General features: G+C 48.9%; 15 protein-coding genes and 1 pseudogene. 12 read left to right on the forward strand and 4 right to left on the reverse strand.

The window, feature by feature from the left end; translation table 11 throughout:
- The first annotated feature begins 31 nt into the window (after window positions 1-31).
- The 11 genes and pseudogenes from CEQ32_RS06785 to CEQ32_RS06840 all read left to right on the forward strand — a co-directional run.
- The gene (locus tag CEQ32_RS06785) at window positions 32-877 is read left to right on the forward strand and encodes an enoyl-CoA hydratase-related protein (protein ID WP_088585741.1); all 846 of its coding nucleotides are present in this window, start codon (window positions 32-34) and stop codon (window positions 875-877) included.
- Window positions 877-2,916, forward strand: a complete 2,040-nt coding sequence (locus CEQ32_RS06790; protein ID WP_088585742.1) for an acetyl/propionyl/methylcrotonyl-CoA carboxylase subunit alpha — start codon at window positions 877-879, stop codon at window positions 2,914-2,916. Before CEQ32_RS06785 ends, CEQ32_RS06790 begins: the two co-directional genes overlap by 1 nt.
- Entirely contained in the window at window positions 2,917-3,864 is a 948-nt protein-coding gene (locus tag CEQ32_RS06795; protein ID WP_088585743.1) for a hydroxymethylglutaryl-CoA lyase, read from the forward strand.
- Between the two features lie 88 nt (window positions 3,865-3,952).
- On the forward strand, window positions 3,953-4,657 hold the full coding sequence (locus tag CEQ32_RS06800) for a CoA transferase subunit A (protein WP_011623088.1): 705 nt from the start codon (window positions 3,953-3,955) through the stop codon (window positions 4,655-4,657).
- A gap of 110 nt (window positions 4,658-4,767) precedes the next feature.
- Window positions 4,768-5,424 (forward strand): 3-oxoacid CoA-transferase subunit B, encoded by a 657-nt coding sequence (locus tag CEQ32_RS06805; protein ID WP_011623089.1) that lies wholly within the window; start codon window positions 4,768-4,770, stop codon window positions 5,422-5,424.
- A gap of 365 nt (window positions 5,425-5,789) precedes the next feature.
- The gene (locus tag CEQ32_RS06815) at window positions 5,790-6,809 is read left to right on the forward strand and encodes a hypothetical protein (protein WP_226871886.1); all 1,020 of its coding nucleotides are present in this window, start codon (window positions 5,790-5,792) and stop codon (window positions 6,807-6,809) included.
- Between the two features lie 116 nt (window positions 6,810-6,925).
- Complete coding sequence (locus CEQ32_RS06820) at window positions 6,926-7,528, forward strand: DJ-1/PfpI family protein (RefSeq protein ID WP_088585746.1); 603 nt, start codon at window positions 6,926-6,928, stop codon at window positions 7,526-7,528.
- A gap of 35 nt (window positions 7,529-7,563) precedes the next feature.
- Entirely contained in the window at window positions 7,564-7,875 is a 312-nt protein-coding gene (locus CEQ32_RS06825; protein WP_088586957.1) for a cytoplasmic protein, read from the forward strand.
- Between the two features lie 224 nt (window positions 7,876-8,099).
- Window positions 8,100-8,855: a sulfite exporter TauE/SafE family protein gene (locus tag CEQ32_RS06830; protein ID WP_088585747.1), complete on the forward strand. Its 756-nt coding sequence runs from the start codon at window positions 8,100-8,102 to the stop codon at window positions 8,853-8,855.
- A 101-nt stretch (window positions 8,856-8,956) separates the two neighbouring features.
- A complete protein-coding gene (locus tag CEQ32_RS06835; protein ID WP_122040746.1) occupies window positions 8,957-9,184 on the forward strand; it encodes a hypothetical protein in 228 nt (75 codons plus the stop codon).
- 226 nt (window positions 9,185-9,410) lie between these two features.
- A pseudogene (locus CEQ32_RS06840) lies at window positions 9,411-9,662 on the forward strand (GNAT family N-acetyltransferase); the annotation flags it as partial.
- Between the two features lie 68 nt (window positions 9,663-9,730).
- Here the strand turns inward: CEQ32_RS06840 and CEQ32_RS06845 are convergent.
- The 4 genes from CEQ32_RS06845 to dapA all read right to left on the reverse strand — a co-directional run bounded on the left by CEQ32_RS06845 (window position 9,731) and on the right by dapA (window position 16,244).
- Entirely contained in the window at window positions 9,731-12,826 is a 3,096-nt protein-coding gene (locus CEQ32_RS06845; protein ID WP_055648219.1) for an efflux RND transporter permease subunit, read from the reverse strand.
- Window positions 12,823-13,905, reverse strand: coding sequence for an efflux RND transporter periplasmic adaptor subunit (locus CEQ32_RS06850; protein WP_037425693.1), 1,083 nt, complete (start codon window positions 13,903-13,905; stop codon window positions 12,823-12,825). Before CEQ32_RS06850 ends, CEQ32_RS06845 begins: the two co-directional genes overlap by 4 nt.
- A gap of 353 nt (window positions 13,906-14,258) precedes the next feature.
- Window positions 14,259-15,356 carry an outer membrane protein assembly factor BamC gene (bamC, locus tag CEQ32_RS06855; protein WP_055648218.1) on the reverse strand — a complete coding sequence of 366 codons (1,098 nt, stop codon included), beginning with the start codon at window positions 15,354-15,356 and terminating at the stop codon, window positions 14,259-14,261.
- Between the two features lie 3 nt (window positions 15,357-15,359).
- On the reverse strand, window positions 15,360-16,244 hold the full coding sequence (gene dapA / locus CEQ32_RS06860) for a 4-hydroxy-tetrahydrodipicolinate synthase (RefSeq protein WP_055648217.1): 885 nt from the start codon (window positions 16,242-16,244) through the stop codon (window positions 15,360-15,362).
- 172 nt (window positions 16,245-16,416) lie between these two features.
- Between dapA and CEQ32_RS06865 the strand changes: the two genes are divergently transcribed.
- On the forward strand, window positions 16,417-16,968 hold the full coding sequence (locus CEQ32_RS06865; RefSeq protein ID WP_037417572.1) for a glycine cleavage system protein R: 552 nt from the start codon (window positions 16,417-16,419) through the stop codon (window positions 16,966-16,968).
- Window positions 16,969-16,970 lie beyond the last annotated feature (2 nt).

Here is a 16,970-nt window from a genome sequence, read left to right on the forward strand (position 1 = left end):
CATAGAGGGAATTACTATGACGGGAATAATAATGACTGACACACAACACCAGAACACTAGCACTCAATCCTTAGCTAATTTGCAGCACGTCAGCTATGCGCTGAATAACGGCGTAGGCGAGTTAATCCTTAACCGAGCAGAAGTGCACAACGCCTTCGATGAGGTGATGATCAGCGAAATGATCGCTGTCCTCGGTTATTTTGCCGAGCACAAAGACTGCAAACTATTGGTATTAAAAGCCAATGGCAAAAACTTCAGCGCAGGCGCCGACTTAAACTGGATGCGCAAACAAGCCAAGATGGATTTTGAGCAAAACCTGAATGACGCCAAGGCGCTGGCCAAGCTGATGCAGGATTTAGATACCTTTCCAAAACCCACTATCGCCTTAGTCCAAGGGGCAGCCTTTGGCGGCGCGCTTGGGTTAATCTGCGCCAGTGATATTGCCATCGCCACCGAGCGCGCAAGCTTCTGCTTAAGCGAAGTTAAACTCGGGCTGATCCCTGCGGTGATTAGCCCCTACGTTGCCCGCGCCATGGGCAATCGCGCCTCACGCCGCTATATGCTGACCGCGGAACGTTTTGATGCGCAAACGGCGCTAAAACTCAATGTTATCCATGAGATAAACGACGATTTAGCGACCGCAGCGCAGCCCATTATCACCGCACTGCTCGCCAACAGTCCGCAGGGCATGGCATGGGTAAAGACCCTACTCGCCCGCCTCGAAGACGGCGTGATAGACCAAGATACGATTGATTACACCAGCGAGCGCATCGCCCGCATTCGGGTATCTGATGAAGGCCAAGAAGGTTTAAACGCCTTTTTTGAAAAACGTCAGCCGAACTGGCACACGCCAACAGATACTCAAGGAGTTCTTTGATGTTGACTAACAGCATGTTCACTAAGCTTTTAATTGCTAACCGTGGTGAAATTGCCTGCCGCATTATCAAAACCGCGCAGGCCATGGGCGTTCGCACCGTAGCCTTATATTCCGATGCCGATAAAAACGCCCGCCATGTTGCCATGGCCGACGAATCGTTTTACTTAGGTGCCAGCGCCCCAGCGGATTCTTACCTGAAGGGCGACTTGATTATTGAAATCGCCAAAAAAGCTCAGGCGCAAGCCATTCACCCAGGCTATGGTTTTTTATCGGAAAACGCCGACTTTGCCCGCAAGTGTGAGGCAGCAGGAATCGTGTTTGTTGGCCCAGGCAGCGATGCCATCTATGCCATGGGTAGCAAGAGTGCAGCCAAAGCCATTATGACGGCGGCGCAAGTGCCTTTAGTGCCGGGCTACCATGGCGACGATCAAACCGATGCCACCCTCAAGGCCGAAGCCTTAAAAATCGGCTTCCCGATGCTGATTAAAGCCGCCTACGGTGGCGGTGGCAAAGGTATGCGTATCGTTGAGCATGAAGGCGAAATCATGGACGCCATCAACTCGGCGCGCCGTGAAGCGGCCTCCTCCTTCGGTAACGATAAATTATTGCTGGAGCGTTATTTACGCCAGCCCCGCCATGTCGAAGTGCAAGTGTTTGCCGATACCTTTGGCAATGCGATTTACTTATCGGATCGCGACTGCTCGATTCAGCGCCGCCATCAAAAAGTGGTCGAAGAAGCGCCAGCACCCGGTTTAAGTGATGAACTGCGCGCCCAAATGGGTGAAGCCGCCGTGGCCGCCGCCAAGGCCATCGATTATGTTGGCGCGGGAACCGTTGAATTCCTGTTAGATACCGACAATAGCTTCTACTTTATGGAGATGAATACTCGCCTACAGGTAGAGCATCCGGTGACCGAAATGGTGACGGGCCAAGACTTAGTCAGATGGCAGTTAATGGTCGCCAGTGGTCAGCCTTTACCGCTCAAACAGAACGAAGTGCGTATCCACGGCCACGCCTTTGAGGTGCGTATTTACGCCGAAGATCCGCAAAATGAGTTTTTACCCGCCAGCGGTAAGCTCAACTTTCTGCGCGAGCCCGAGCAAAGCAAATACGTGCGTATCGACTCCGGCATCCGTGAAAACGATGTGATCAGTAATTTCTACGATCCTATGATCGCCAAACTGATTGTGTGGGATGAATCGCGTCCACGCGCGCTGCAACGCCTAGTGCATGCCCTCGAGTCCTATCAAATCAGCGGGCTTAAGCACAATATTGAATTTTTGGCCAATATTGCTGAGCATCCCGCCTTCGCCAAGGCGGATTTTAGCACTGACTTTATCAACCGTTACGGCGATGCGCTGATTGGCAGTGCTTCGAGCGAAACCGATACGGCTATCGCTTTTGCCGCGCTGTATCAAGTGCTTGCCCGTAAAGAAGCCGCCAAGGCACAGGCAATTAATAGCGCCGATCCTTACTCGCCTTGGGGCCAAGTCAGTGGCTTTAGACTCAACAGCGTCAGTCAGCATACCATTGCCCTGCTCGACGATGCCCACGAGTTACAACAATTGGTGCTATTAGACTTTGGCGACCACTATCAGTTATCTCTGCCAACGGAAGAAGGTCATATCAGCAAGTCCCTTAGTGGTGAGCTTAAGCAGGATTTACTGTTAGCCGAAATCAACGGCCATAAGAGCAAAGTGCCCGTTAGCGCCCAGGGCGATGATTTTACGCTGTTTTTACCCTCAGGCAGTTATCACTTCAGGGCGGTTAAAACCCAAGTGGTTGAGGCCGAATCCAGCAATGAAGATAAGCTCAAAGCGCCGATGAACGGCACAGTTGTGACCCACTTAGTGGAAGTCGGTGCAGAGGTGAAGGCGGGACAAGGACTACTGGTGATGGAAGCGATGAAGATGGAATACACCATCGAAGCGCCCTTCGACGGTATTGTTACCGAGTTCTACTTCAAGGCGGGCGAGTTAGTGAGCGACGGCGCTGTGCTGCTCCATGTTGAGCCTAAAGCCCAGAGCGAGGAAGCCTAAATGTCTGCGCTGGATCTTTCGAACTTAAGCGCGACCTCGTTAAGCGCCAGCTCGGATAGGGTTAGCTTATTCGAGATGGGGCCACGTGATGGCTTGCAGAATGAAGCCGCCGTCCCAACACAGGCCAAAGTCGCCTTGATTGAATCCCTCGCCAATGCGGGCGTGAAGCGAATTGAAGCCGGCAGTTTTGTGTCACCCAAATGGGTGCCACAAATGGCCGATAGCGGTGACGTATTGCGCCAAATTCGCCGTCAAGCGGGCGTGGTTTACAGCGCCCTCACCCCCAATGTCAAAGGCTTAGAGCTGGCGCTGGATGCAAAAGCTTCCGAAGTCGCTATCTTTGGTGCGGCGTCACAAAGCTTTAGCCAACGCAATATCAACTGTTCGATTGAAGAGTCGATTGAACGCTTTATCCCGTTGATGGACATGGCAAAAGCCGCCAATATCCCAGTGCGTGGCTATGTGTCCTGCGTTTTAGGCTGCCCCTATGAAGGGGAAATCGCGGCGAGCGAAGTGGCAAGAGTGTCTGAAATCCTTTACAAAATGGGCTGTTACGAAATTTCGCTCGGCGACACTATCGGTGTAGGCACGCCGTTAAAAGCCCGTAAAATGCTGCAAGCCGTGATGGAGCGAGTGCCGGTAGAAAAACTCGCCCTGCACTTCCACGACACCTATGGCCAAGCATTAGCCAATATTACCGCCTGCCTCGACTTAGGCGTGCGCAGCTTTGATGCCTCAGTGGCAGGCCTAGGTGGTTGCCCGTATGCAAAAGGCGCATCGGGTAATCTGGCGAGTGAAGACTTGGTCTATATGCTCCACGGACTCGGTTTGAAGACGGGTATCGATTTAGAAAAACTGGCATTAGCGGGTTTTGGGATCAGCAAACAATTAAATCGTCTTAATGGCTCTAAAGTCGCCAATGCAATCTTGCAGGGCGCTAAAGCCTAGGTGCTAGGTGCTAGGTGCTAGGTGCTAGGTGCTAGGTGCTAGGTGCTAGAAATGATTGGACACGAAAAACAATTTAAAGGACATCAAAATGGCAGGACTCAATAAAGTCGTCAGCAGCTATGAAGAAGCGTTAGCAGGTTTATCCGATGATATGACCATTATGGTTGGCGGTTTTGGCTTGTGCGGTATTCCTGAAGGCTTAATCAATCAAATGGTTAAGATGGGCGTTAAGGGCTTAACCGCCATTTCAAACAACGCTGGTGTGGATGATTTCGGTCTGGGCTTATTGTTAAAACACCGTCAGATTTCGACCATGATCGCCTCCTACGTAGGTGAGAACGCCACTTTCGAACAGCAAATGCTCTCGGGCGAACTCAATGTGATTTTAACGCCGCAGGGCACGCTGGCGGAAAAAATCCGCGCGGGCGGTGCCGGTATTCCGGCGTTTTTCACCGCCACAGGCTACGGTACCCCCGTGGCGGAAGGCAAAGAAACCCGTGAAATCAAAGGCCGTCACTATGTGTTAGAAGAGTCTCTGACCGCCGATTTTGCCCTCGTTCGCGCTTGGAAAGCCGATACTATGGGTAACTTAGTGTTCCGCAAAACCGCCGCTAACTTTAACCCTATGATGGCGACTGCGGGCAAAATCACGGTAGTAGAAGCCGAGTTTATTGTGGAGCCGGGCGAGCTCGATCCAGATCATATCCATACTCCCGGCATTTATGTTGATCGCGTCATCCAAGGCAAGTTCGAGAAACGTATCGAGCAGCGCACGGTAAAAGCGGCAAAATAAGAAGCGCTGAACGATTAACAACGCAAGCTAAAGCGACAGAGTCTAAGCCCTAAATAAAGACCGAAAAATTGAGGCCAATAGCGACTCTAGGTAAAGGAAGGATAAAGATCATGGCATTATCAAGAGAACAACTGGCACAGCGCGTTGCCAAAGAATTACAAGACGGCTACTACGTCAACCTCGGTATTGGTATTCCCACGCTCGTGGCCAACTACATTCCCGCAGGCATGGAAGTGATGCTGCAATCGGAAAACGGCCTGCTCGGCATGGGGGAATTTCCGACGGAAGAAACTATCGATCCGGATTTAATCAACGCCGGTAAACAAACCGTCACCGCGGTAAAAGGCGCCTCGTTTTTCTCCTCCGCCGAAAGCTTTGCCATGATCCGTGGCGGCCATGTAGACTTAACCGTACTCGGCGCCTTTGAAGTCGATGTAAATGGTTCCATTGCCTCATGGATGATCCCAGGCAAGCTTATCAAGGGCATGGGCGGCGCAATGGATTTAGTCGCAGGGGCGGAAAATATTATCGTGACTATGATGCACGCCGATAAGTACGGCAACTCTAAGCTGTTACCCGTGTGCGAATTGCCCCTCACAGGCTACGGCTGCATCAAACGTGTTGTTACCGATTTAGCCTTTATCGAGATTAAAGATGGCGCCTTCCATCTGTTAGAGCGCGCCCCCGGTGTCAGCGTTGAAGAAATTGTCAGCAAAACCGCTGGCAAATTAATCGTGCCAGACCATGTACCAGAGATGGTGTTTTAAGCGTTTTTAAACCTAAGTATTAATGACGTCTTAGCTCCTAGCGTTCGATGCATTAACTTATTTGATTCAAGTAAGCCCAGAATATAAATCTGGGCTTTTTATTGCTTTGCTTAATCCATTGAACCTGACGAGTGCAACAACACTAATGCTCTGGCGACACGCCGTAAACCCATCCTTGGGGGCTCAACGAAAAAGTCCCTTTTTTCGATGGTCGCCAACGCATCAGCGCTGTTTGCTGCAATGTTCTGCGTATTCAACCCTGCTTTACAAATCGTGTGCATTGGTGACTTGTATAGCCGTTTTACTTCACGGTTAGCCACTTTGTATGCAGTTGCGGTAAACTCGCCGCAGCCTAAATACTAAGGATGCTCAAGTTGTTAGCTAAATTTCTCAATAAACGCAGTCGCAGTCGTAGACATATGCGCGATTATGCCAAAAACGTCTTTGAATATGACCAGTATTTACTGACCGATTATATCGACAGTGGAATGACAGATGGTTTCGAGAGAGTGAAACAATATCGTGAGTTTGATGAGGATTTTCGGCAATGGCAATTGTTTGGAGCTGAGTTTGGTATACCCGAGTGTCATTGGGGCAATGTAGCCCAACTTACCTATATTGAATCGGGCTTGCTGGAGCCTAAGCCGCTTATGTGCTCGCTTGCTTACGGCTATTTTCATACCGCGATAGACTACTATCAATACTACACTGCGGTTGAGAAAACAGGTGAAGTAGCTAATGCCGGATGGATGACAACCAGTGTTTTTCGGCTTGTACTTATGCTGTTTTCTGAGCTGAATACTGAGACTGACGAACTGTATCAAGCCTTGGCGACCGCCTGGCGCGCTGGCTGGATAATTCGTTCCCACGGGTTTATCGGTGATTTTTTGGTGTTGTTATATGGGCGATATTTGGGTGTTATTGAGCCGCCTTTTGCTACTGAAGTACAAGTGACACTTCGTAAAACAGCCTCCTTTCCCTATGCTGAATTTCTAGATAACTGGGATACTCAAGATGAAGTGTTTGTTCGCACTATGTTGCAAACCCTGTGTGACCATCAGGTAGAGCAAGCAGTTATCGGCGATAAAAAGTGCTTTTTTGAGTTCAACGGAGGACCACATACATATTTACCGCTAACAGCGTTAATGCTGCTGAAACTGCGATCCCTTAGAAGCTTGCCTAATCCGCAGTTCAGTCATCCCGCATTTGGCGATATAACAGCTTTGTTTGAGCAAGTCTCCACAGCCTTTAGCGACTATGTCGCAGCAGAGAAGATCCAGCGGATTGAAGATGCGGCCGATGACGTGTTAACCCAGGCATTAACCAGAATGCAAAGCCAAGATTTTAATGCCCATGCTATTTTTGCCAAGCGGCATCCATCGTGAGTGCTAGTTAAGATGTTGATTAACCATGCATTACAATAACCCATATTGATAACCCAGACTTAAGGCTGAGCCTATTCAAGCCTTAAGTCATCCCAATGCAAACAAGAGGACAAAGGATGTACCAGATTGCGATTGTGATATTTGATGAATTTACCGATATCGATTTCTTTTTAATGCGCGATATTCTCGGCCGCACAACAACCGATTGGACAGTCAAAGTGCTAGGCACTAAACCTAGCCACAGGTCGAGTTTAGGAATGACGGTAGAAACCGATGGCCATGTCGCGCAAGTTGCTGATGCTGACGTGGTATTATTCAGCAGTGGCTATAAAGGTGTACCTGCCGCACTTGCGGATCCTGAGTTTATGTCGGCCCTTAAATTAGATCCCGCACGGCAATTGCTTGGCAGTATCTGTGCGGGCTCATTCTTCTTTGCCAAGTTAGGCTTACTCGACAATATCTCGGCAACGACGCATCCCGATGCCAAACCCGCATTAGTGGCCATGGGTGTGGAGGTGGAAGACTGCGCTCTGGTGATCAATGGCAATATTGCCACTGCGGGAGGCTGCCTGTCCTCACTCTATTTAACGGGCTGGATTGCGGAGCGTTTATTTGACAGAGCGAAGCGCCGCGAAATTCATCGGCAACTGATCCCCGCAGGCCAAGCCGATGTGTTTGAAGCTTTAATCGAATCCTCGATTACCTCAGCCATTCGCTAATATGGTGTGCAATCCTCTGGATGAAGGGCGCAATTATGACACTCAAAGCACTACTTAATCAGTTAAAAACCGAGCACAAGATCACTGGCGTAGTCGAACTTGCGGCGCTATTGGCGCAAGATAAGGCGCTACTTCAGCAGATCAAACAAGCGGATGCACAGTATTGGGTCAACTTTAGCAAGCAGACGTTTGATGGTTGGTACTGCGTCGCTACGCCATCGAATGCCAGCTACCATGTGTACTATCAAGAGCGTGGGCAACATTGCTGGGGAGAAGAGGTATTTAGCGATCAACATTTAGCCATCGCTACGGTGATTTTTGAGTCAGGGCTGTTTCACGCTGAATAAAGGCATAACTGCAAAGTGTTAATCACTTTTGATGAGTTAGGCTGGGCCCTTAATGCCGAGGCTTTATACCTAAACCCGATTCGGCACGCCCATAACAAAGCCATCAATCTGCCGCCACTTACAATATTGATGGCTTTTCATCTGAGTAACTTACTGTTAAGGTGATGTTTTTATAAGCAATTGACGTTCAGGTTGAGTGAGACAATGGCAACGGAGCATTCACTATGGATTGGTTACTGATCGCCCTCGCAGGCTTACTCGGCGGCATGTTAAATGCGGTGGCGGGCGGTGGCAGCTTTATCACCTTATTTGCCCTTGTGTTTGTGGGCGTGCCGCCACTGATGGCCAACGCTACGGGCACTGCCGCTCTGCTCCCAGGCTACCTTGCCAGTGCCTGGCGTTTTCGAAAAGAGATTGAATATCCAGCAAATCTTAGCTTAAAAACCCTGTGCCTGATTGCGATAGCTGGCGGATGCCTCGGCGCAGCGATACTGCTAAGCACCAGCGAGCAAGTATTTGCTTATCTTGTCCCTTGGTTGATTTTGCTGGCCACACTCGCCTTTATCGCTGGACCTTGGTTACTGAAAAAACGTTTAGCCCATGCCAGCATCCCCCGTGTGAATACCGTCAAGCCACTGACGGCAATGGTGATTCTCTTCATCGTCTGTATTTACGGCGGCTATTTTAACGGGGGATTAGGGATTATTTTACTCGCCACCTTTGGGTTACTCGGCCAAACCCAATTACATGGGATGAACGGGCTTAAAAATTTACTCTCCGCCCTACTCACCACCATTGCCGTGGTGATTTACGCCCTAGGTAATCTGATTGACGGACAATATCTGTTACTGCTTGCCATTATGGCGATTATTGGCGGCTATCTTGGCGCCGCGCTGGCTTATCGCATTCCCCAATCCCTGTTGCGGGGTTTTATTGTGCTTGTCGGTTTCGCTATGAGTGTGGGATTTTTTATGCGTTAACCCCTTTGCGTTAGCCTAAAATATGCCAACCTCAAGCGTCATGTATTGGCAGACTACCTGCTTAATAGAAATCTAGATACTGGATAAAACAAGGAAGCGTGATGGGCGCCATTTCAATTAGACAAGCACAGATAGCCGACCATAACGCCATGACGGCCTTACTGTTGCAGCTGGGTTATAGTGCCACCGAGGCGCAGTTACATCAGTATCTCGATGATCCTAAAAGATCGGATGAAATCTATCTCGCCGAGTCTGAGGGAGTTGTGGTTGGGCTGATAAGTATAGGGCGTGTTGGCGTTTCAGGGTTATTTTTGCAGCTATTTGGCTGACGTTTATGCAAGGCAAAGTCCGTGCAGTGTAGTTATTCTACATAAACGGACGATAACGCGGCAGAAACGGCAGCCAAATGCTGCCCGAAGGGTTCGTCTGGCAAGCCCTTGCTCTTTGTCACTCGTCATTTGAGTAGAATAACTACACATCATTCCTCGTTTCGCGAGCACGTGCTTGCCAGAACGAACAAAATTTAATCTCGAAACGTCAACACGCCCTAATCTTTTTGATTATTTTCCCTCGCAGCAGCAAATCTGCCGCATTACTGCTTTAGTGGTGACGGAGGCTAGTCGAGGCTTAGGTGTGGGGACGCAACTAATTGATTTTGCTAAATCGAGGGCAAGTGAACGAGGTTGTCGCCAACTTGAGGTCACCACGTCAATGAGACGGGAACAGACCCAAGCTTACTATGAGTCCATTGGCTTTGAGAAAACCTCCTTTCGCTATATTCAAGCTCTTGAAGTTAACCCAAAGTAAGTTTACCCAAATAAAATAGGCGCTTAAGTGTACTTAAGCGCCTATTTTGGCGAAGCGTTCGCGAGGGGTTAATCCTGCGCTAATTCCTTTTCTAATTGCTGGGCAATCGCTTCTGGCGAGCCGCTATTACGGGCAAAAAGACCGTAGGCAGTTGGGATCACATAAATGGTAAACAGCGTCGCCAGCATAATGCCCGCAAGCACCACTACGCCAATCACAAAGCGGGTTTCAGCACCTGCGCCCGTTGCCAAAACCAGAGGGACGGCGCCCGCGGCTGTAGTAATCCCCGTCATCAAGATAGGCCGTAAACGCTGGCATGAGGCTTGGATAATGGCGCGGTCAAAATCGACCCCCTTATCCCGCAACTGATTGGCAAATTCGACGATCAGAATACCGTTTTTCGCCGCAAGGCCCACCAGCATAATAATCCCAATCTGGCTGTAGATATTGAGACTCTGCCCCGTAAACCACAGCCCTATCAAGGCGCCAACCGTGGCAAGCGGTACCGTCAGCATAATCACCATAGGGTGAATATAGCTTTCAAACTGCGCCGCTAATACCAGGAACACAATCCCAAGCGCCAGCAAGAACACAAAGTACATTGAGCTGCCAGACTCTTGATAATCCAGCGATTGTCCCTTGTAGCTGATGACTGCTTCCGCAGGCAAGTAAGCTCGCGCCACTTGATTGAGGTAATCCAGCGCTTCGCCTAGGCTATAACCATCCGCCAAGCTGGCCTCAATGGTAATCGCCCGCATACGGTTGTAGCGGTTAAGAGAGCTGGCATCGGCAAACTCTTCTACCGTAACTAAGTTGGATAATGGGATCAGCTCCTTCGTCCGTTCGGAGCGAACATAGATATTTTGCAGATCGGCCGCGGTATTTTGGTTACTGCGCTCCCCTTCCACAATCACATCATACTCTTCGCCATCACGCATAAAGGTGGTGACAAGGCGCGAACCTAACATAGATTCTAAGGTGCGACCGATATTAGAAATTGACACCCCTAGGCTTGCTGCCCTGTCTCTGTCAATCACCACTCTAAGCTGCGGTTTGGTCTCTTTATAATCGTGGTCAAGGCCAAGCAGTTTAGGATTTTCCGCCACCTTTTCCATCATAATATCCCGCCAAGCAGCGAGTTCCTCATAGCTTGGACCACCAATAACAAATTGCACCGGTTTGCCCACGCCACGGCCAAAGGCTTGACGCATCACAGGGAAAGCCTGCACACCGGCTAAATCCGCGAGGCGCTTGTTAATATCGCCAATCACTTCTTTCATAGGACGACGTTGCCCCCAATCCTCGAGCACAATAATCGCCATACCGTTAGAGAAGTCTGCCGCGCGGCCAAAGCCACGGGGCGCACGAATCAGCAAACGCTTGATATCCCCCGAATCCACCAATGGCATTAGGCGGCTTTCAACCTCAGTCATATAGGATTCGATATACTCGTAACTCGCCCCCTGAGGCCCGTTAATCATTAAAAATAATGAGCCTCGATCCTCCTGCGGTGCAAATTCCTGCGGTACTTTTTGGGCAAGAAACACACTACTACCGAGCGCAATCAACACGATAACTGACATCAGCACTGGTTTTGCCATCGCGCTCTCTAGCGAGCTTTGATAGCGACGGGAAATGTCCGTCATAATGCTATCAACCTTACGCACTAGCCATGAGTCCTGCGACGCCGGTTTAAGCAGCTTAGAGCACATCATCGGGCTTAGGGTTAACGCCACGATACTGGAGAAAATCACCGCCGCACTCATGGCCACCGCAAACTCCTTAAAGAGCTTACCTAAGTCTCCTTCGAGGAACGTGATCGGCATAAATACCGCCACTAACACTAAGGTGGTGGCAATGACCGCAAAGGCGACTTCACGGGCACCCAAAAACGCCGCTTTTAAGGGGGAATCCCCTTCTTCGATACGGCGGTGAATGTTTTCCAACATCACAATCGCATCGTCCACCACCATACCGATGGCGAGGATCATCGCCAGCAGCGTCAACAGGTTGATGGTATATCCCAAGGCATAGAGCACGATAAACGTGCCGAGCAAAGACACGGGCACCGTAATCGCAGGGATTAACATAGCACGCACGCTGCCAAGGAATAGATAAATCACAATAATCACTAAGATCATTGCGGTAAACAGCGTTTGATAAACCTCTTTGATCGAGGCTTCGATAAACACTGAGCTATCGTAGCTACGTTTAATCGACATTCCTGCGGGCAAGGTAGGATTGATTTTATCGACTAAGGCATTAACGGCGCGGGCTACCTCTAAGGTGTTGGCGGTCGACTGTTTTGACACCCCAAGACCAATCATGGCCTCCTTGTTGCCGCGGAACATAATACGCTCTTCTTCGGAGCCAATGTCCACCTTAGCTACGTCACCAAGCTTGACTAAATAACCATCTTCTCCTTGAGCAATCACCAGATTGGCAAAGTCCTCAGCGCTGCGATAACTTCGCTCTAAACGCACGGTAAAGTGGCGCTCCTTGGATTCAAGCGAACCTGCGGGTAACTCGACGTTTTCAGCCCTAAGTGCGGCTTCAACATCGGCCACCGTGAGGCTTCTGGATGCAAGGGCTTGTCTATCGAGCCAGATGCGCATGGCGTAAACCTTGCCCCCACCGATACGGATCATCGACACCCCGTCAACCACCGACAGACGGTCGGATAAATAGCGACGGGTATAATCGGTTAGCTCTAATGTGGTCATTTGATCCGACACTAAGTTGAGCCACATAATCACTTCATCGCCACCGTTGGCTTTTTGTACCTCTGGGGGATCGGCTTCTTCGGGTAAGTTATCTAATAGACCCGAAATTCTATCGCGTACATCGTTGGCCGCATCCTCAATATTACGACTAATATCAAACTCTAAGGTCACCTGTGAGCGACCATCGCTGCTCGATGAACTCACATGGCGAATGCCTTCGACGCCGCTGATCCTGTCTTCTATCAGCTGAGTAATGCGACTCTCAACTACCGCAGCACTAGCGCCGCGATAGTTGGTTTCAATCGAGACAATCGGCGGGTCGATATTGGGGTATTCCCGCAGCGGTAATTTATCAAATGCGACTAAACCAAAGGCCACCAGCAATAGGCTAATGACCGAGGCAAATACTGGCCGTTTAACGGAAAGATCGGTCAGGATCATACGCTTGGCTCCGTATTAGCATCGGAAAGATAGCTAAATTTTTCAGCCAGTTGGGTCTTTACCACATCACCAGGATGCACCTTAAGCAGGCCGCGGATCACCACATTTTCACCAATCGCTAAGCCATCGGTAATTTCTACCCAGCCACGGGTACGAACTCCAATGGTGACTTGCTTACGCTCGATGACATTGTCTTTATTCACACTGTAAACAAAGTGTTCTTTCTGGATTGGGATAATCGCCGACTCAGGCAACATTAGCGCCTCGCGGCTGCGTTTGATGAGTTTGACCTTCATCAGCATCCCAGGCAGTAAGCGTAAATCTGGATTTGGGATTTCGGCGCGTACAATCACGGCACGGGTGGTTGGGTTAACACGGCTATCGATGGAAATCACTTTGCCTTTAAAAATTTCATCAGGGAAAGCCACGGCTTTTGCTTCAACAAGCTTGCCAGGCTGCAAGTCTTGAATAAAACGCTCTGGCACTGAGAAATCTAATTTAATCTTGGAGATATCATCGAGCGTGGTGATCTCAGTACCCGGTGTCACTAAACTACCCACGCTCACTTGGCGCAGGCCTAAACGGCCATTAAAGGGGGCGACAATACTGCGATCATTGAGGGAAGATTGTGCCTGCTCTAACTCGGCGCGGGCCGTATCGATTAAGGTTTGCAGGCGGTCACGCTCTAACTCTGCCACTGTTCGACTAGTGACAAGCGAACTAATCCGCGCCAATTCACGCTGATTGTCACTCACTTTCACCTGCGCCACTTTCACTTTGGCTATCTGCTCGGCATTTTGCAGTTGCACCAATAAATCGCCCTTTTTGACAATATCGCCATCATCAAACTTTAATGAGGTCACCACATCAGTGACTTTGGGCGTAATGGTGACGGACTCAAATGCCTTATTTGTGCCAATAGCTTCCACTTCGTCTCGAACTTGTGCCATAGAAGCGGTGGCGATAACCACATTAGGGGTGAGCTTAACTTTTGCTTGCTGCTGCTCTTGAGGTTGCATAGCTTGATATCCAAACCATGCCGCTGCCAAAATAGCGATGATAATTATGATTTTTTTCATCTGGCTTCCAAATGATGACTCGCATTAGTGACGGCTAGTTTACCCACTCGCATCATTGCATCAATACGTTTTACTTTTTCTTACAAATTACGCTGAGCGCGCAAAATTTGTAATAACGCTGCGGACAAGTCGAAAAACACCACTGAGGTGAAGAATGCAATACGATAAACGGCAATTTAAGCGGATTATTTCAAAATAACTCACAACTTAAGCGGTTTAATCTAAAACCATAATGTAACTATTGATATTACCTAGAAATATTCTGATACATCATGCTGTATCGTCCTAGAGCAATAGGCTGAATTGCAGACACAAAAAAGGGCGATAAATCGCCCTTTTTGACTGAGGTGGAATTAACGCAGTTTGCGCTCTTCTTTCATCAGATTCGACAATGATTCATACACCTTGGCGACAACGTCATTCGATAACGGCTGATCTTCAGCGTCACGAAGCAAAATCTTAGTCTCATCAGGGGTATCACCGTCTTGTAAGAGTAAACGGTAGCTACCTTCTTTTAAGGACAATTGATTGTCGTTCCACAATGAACTCCAGAAACCTGAGTTATCGGTAAACTTGATAAAGTACAGGCCTTTAGCACTGTCCATATCTGAAATTTCAAAGCCCATTTCTGGCAATACTATACGCAGACGATCCCACACTTGCTTATAGGAAGCCTTAGCAGACCAATATGCATCACCCTCTTCTGGCGTGACCAAATCAACATTGATCCCTAAGGTCTGCTTTAAGCGGTTTGCTTGAATGGTTTGCTCACGCTTAACGCTCATATAAGCAATGGCACTGTTAAGCATATCGATGGTGTAACGCTGCTTATCCTCACCACTGAGCATTACATCCTGCTCTTTACCATCGTAAAACTCTTCGTGTTCTACTAAGTGAATAACGATATTAGCGGTACGGCCGTGTGGACGGGTTTCGATATCGAAGCGATAACGCTGACGCAGCAGATATTCTTTATCTGAGCCCCATAAACTTGACTCCAACACCTCTCGGCTTTCAATCCAATCGGTTTCAATGTTGCCTTTATCATAGTCGCGACTACGAACAGGGATCGCTTGCTTCGCTAAGAATCCATCTAAGTTAGCGAAAATCTCTTGCTTAAGATCGACACTGTTATCAATCGATTCAACCACAATCTTAATGTTATCGCTGCCCTCTTCCACATGCGTACCTTCTGCCATTGGCAAAACTTGCAGTGGTGGGCGGATATCAAGGTTTTTACCAACAAGCGCAGGGTTTGCTTTAGCGCCGATTGCCGGAACCTCGTATTCTTTATTGTAAGGCGGCGTTTTCAATCCCTCAGGGATCTTTAGCATTGGCGCTTGCTCAGCCTGAACATAGTCTTCAGCACCGTTGGCTTGGCGACGCTCTAATGGCGAACTACAAGCTGCAACAGCAGCAACTAAGAACAGTGGAGTGACTTTCTTTAACATTAATTATTTAACCTCTATCTGGGCACGAGTCATTGCATCTAACAACAGACCATGACATTGCTCAGAAAGTTCAGTCAAAGGTAAACGAATATGACCACACTGAATCAACCCCATACGCTGGGCTGCCCATTTCACTGGGATAGGATTTGCTTCGCAAAACAGTGTGCTATATAAACCACGTAGTGGCTCGTCGATACTTGCGGCTAATTCGGCGTTGCCCGCCAATGCGGCGTCGCACATAGCTTTAAAGGCTTTTGGCACTATGTTGTTAGCAACCGAAATCACCCCGTTACCGCCAAGGAGTAAAAACTCTCTCGCTGTCGCATCATCACCGCTGTACAGCATAAAGTCATTGCCGCAAAGTTCACGTAGTCGTTTAACCCGTGATACATCACCCGTGGCTTCTTTTACACCAATAATATTGCTCACGCTCACTAACTCGGCCACGGTTTCAGGCTTCATATCAACCGCGGTGCGCCCAGGAACGTTATAGAGAATTTGGGGAATATCAGTGCTGGCCGCCACGGCTTTATAGTGGGCCACTAAGCCCTTTGGCGTCGGTTTATTGTAGTAAGGTGTTACGCCTAACATGGCGTCAACCCCGACTTTAGATAAGGACTTGGTGAGTTCGATAGCTTCTGCTGTCGCATTCGCACCATTGCCACCAATCACAGGGATACGACCTGCGACAAACTTAACGGTTTGAGCGACCACGGCAACGTGCTCATTCATTGGCAGAGTCGCTGACTCACCGGTGGTACCCACGGCAACGATGGCGTCTGTGCCTTGGTCAATATGGAATTCGACTAACCTTTCAAGACTTGCAAAATCTACTGAGCCATCACTGTTCATTGGCGTGATTAAGGCTACGATGCTTCCGTTTATCATCTGACTTCCCCAAAATTTCAGGATTCGCTATGGTACTGATGCCAACCATTAATGACAAGCACTAACGGGGGTCTCAAATTGATTTAGTTATGGTAGCATTACATCCCGCACAAAAACTCGGCGCTCGGTCTCGAGTTTTCGCTCTATGATATCGAAAAAGTGAGGACAATTCATGACCAATTTCCTGGTCGTAACTGCAATGGGCGTAGACCGTCCTGGACTCGTAAGTAAACTAGCTCGGCTTGCCAGTGACTGTGACTGCGATATCGTCGACAGCCGTATGGCATTATTTGGTAACGAATTTACCTTAATCATGATGTTGTCAGGTTCGTGGGCATCCATAACGAAAATTGAAAGCTTGCTCCCGAGTCTCAGTGTTGAATTAGAACTGATGACGGTGATGAAGCGTACCTCTAAGCACACGCCGCAAAATTACCTTTCGCGCCTTGAAGTGCGCTTTACTGGTAAAGATCAGCGCGGCACGATGAAATCCATCACCCAGTTTCTTGCCGACCGCTCCTTAGACTTGGCGGCAGTCCGCTCCTTCTCTGAAGAGCTTGAAAATGGCGAGCAAACGCAAACTATTTCATTAACCATCAATATTCCTGAAAAAGTTGAACTAGAAAAGCTCGAAAAGAGTATCTATCAACTCTCCGAGGAGATGGCACTGGATTGCACCATTAGACGCATGGAAGGCACGACCTCAAGAAACGACAGAGGATAATA

It is taken from the genome of Shewanella sp. FDAARGOS_354 (assembly GCF_002209245.2).
Classification (GTDB): domain Bacteria; phylum Pseudomonadota; class Gammaproteobacteria; order Enterobacterales; family Shewanellaceae; genus Shewanella; species Shewanella xiamenensis.

Coding starts and splice junctions, on each gene's coding strand:
- CEQ32_RS06815 (WP_226871886.1), top strand. CDS start 5,790: ATGCTCAAGTTGTTAGCTAAATTTCTCAATAAACGCAGTCGCAGTCGT.
- CEQ32_RS06795 (WP_088585743.1), top strand. CDS start 2,917: ATGTCTGCGCTGGATCTTTCGAACTTAAGCGCGACCTCGTTAAGCGCC.
- CEQ32_RS06865 (WP_037417572.1), top strand. CDS start 16,417: ATGACCAATTTCCTGGTCGTAACTGCAATGGGCGTAGACCGTCCTGGA.
- CEQ32_RS06825 (WP_088586957.1), top strand. CDS start 7,564: ATGACACTCAAAGCACTACTTAATCAGTTAAAAACCGAGCACAAGATC.
- CEQ32_RS06790 (WP_088585742.1), top strand. CDS start 877: ATGTTGACTAACAGCATGTTCACTAAGCTTTTAATTGCTAACCGTGGT.
- CEQ32_RS06850 (WP_037425693.1), bottom strand. CDS start 13,905: ATGAAAAAAATCATAATTATCATCGCTATTTTGGCAGCGGCATGGTTT.
- CEQ32_RS06805 (WP_011623089.1), top strand. CDS start 4,768: ATGGCATTATCAAGAGAACAACTGGCACAGCGCGTTGCCAAAGAATTA.
- CEQ32_RS06800 (WP_011623088.1), top strand. CDS start 3,953: ATGGCAGGACTCAATAAAGTCGTCAGCAGCTATGAAGAAGCGTTAGCA.
- CEQ32_RS06785 (WP_088585741.1), top strand. CDS start 32: ATGACTGACACACAACACCAGAACACTAGCACTCAATCCTTAGCTAAT.
- CEQ32_RS06820 (WP_088585746.1), top strand. CDS start 6,926: ATGTACCAGATTGCGATTGTGATATTTGATGAATTTACCGATATCGAT.
- CEQ32_RS06830 (WP_088585747.1), top strand. CDS start 8,100: ATGGATTGGTTACTGATCGCCCTCGCAGGCTTACTCGGCGGCATGTTA.
- dapA (WP_055648217.1), bottom strand. CDS start 16,244: ATGATAAACGGAAGCATCGTAGCCTTAATCACGCCAATGAACAGTGAT.
- bamC (WP_055648218.1), bottom strand. CDS start 15,356: ATGTTAAAGAAAGTCACTCCACTGTTCTTAGTTGCTGCTGTTGCAGCT.
- CEQ32_RS06845 (WP_055648219.1), bottom strand. CDS start 12,826: ATGATCCTGACCGATCTTTCCGTTAAACGGCCAGTATTTGCCTCGGTC.
- CEQ32_RS06835 (WP_122040746.1), top strand. CDS start 8,957: ATGGGCGCCATTTCAATTAGACAAGCACAGATAGCCGACCATAACGCC.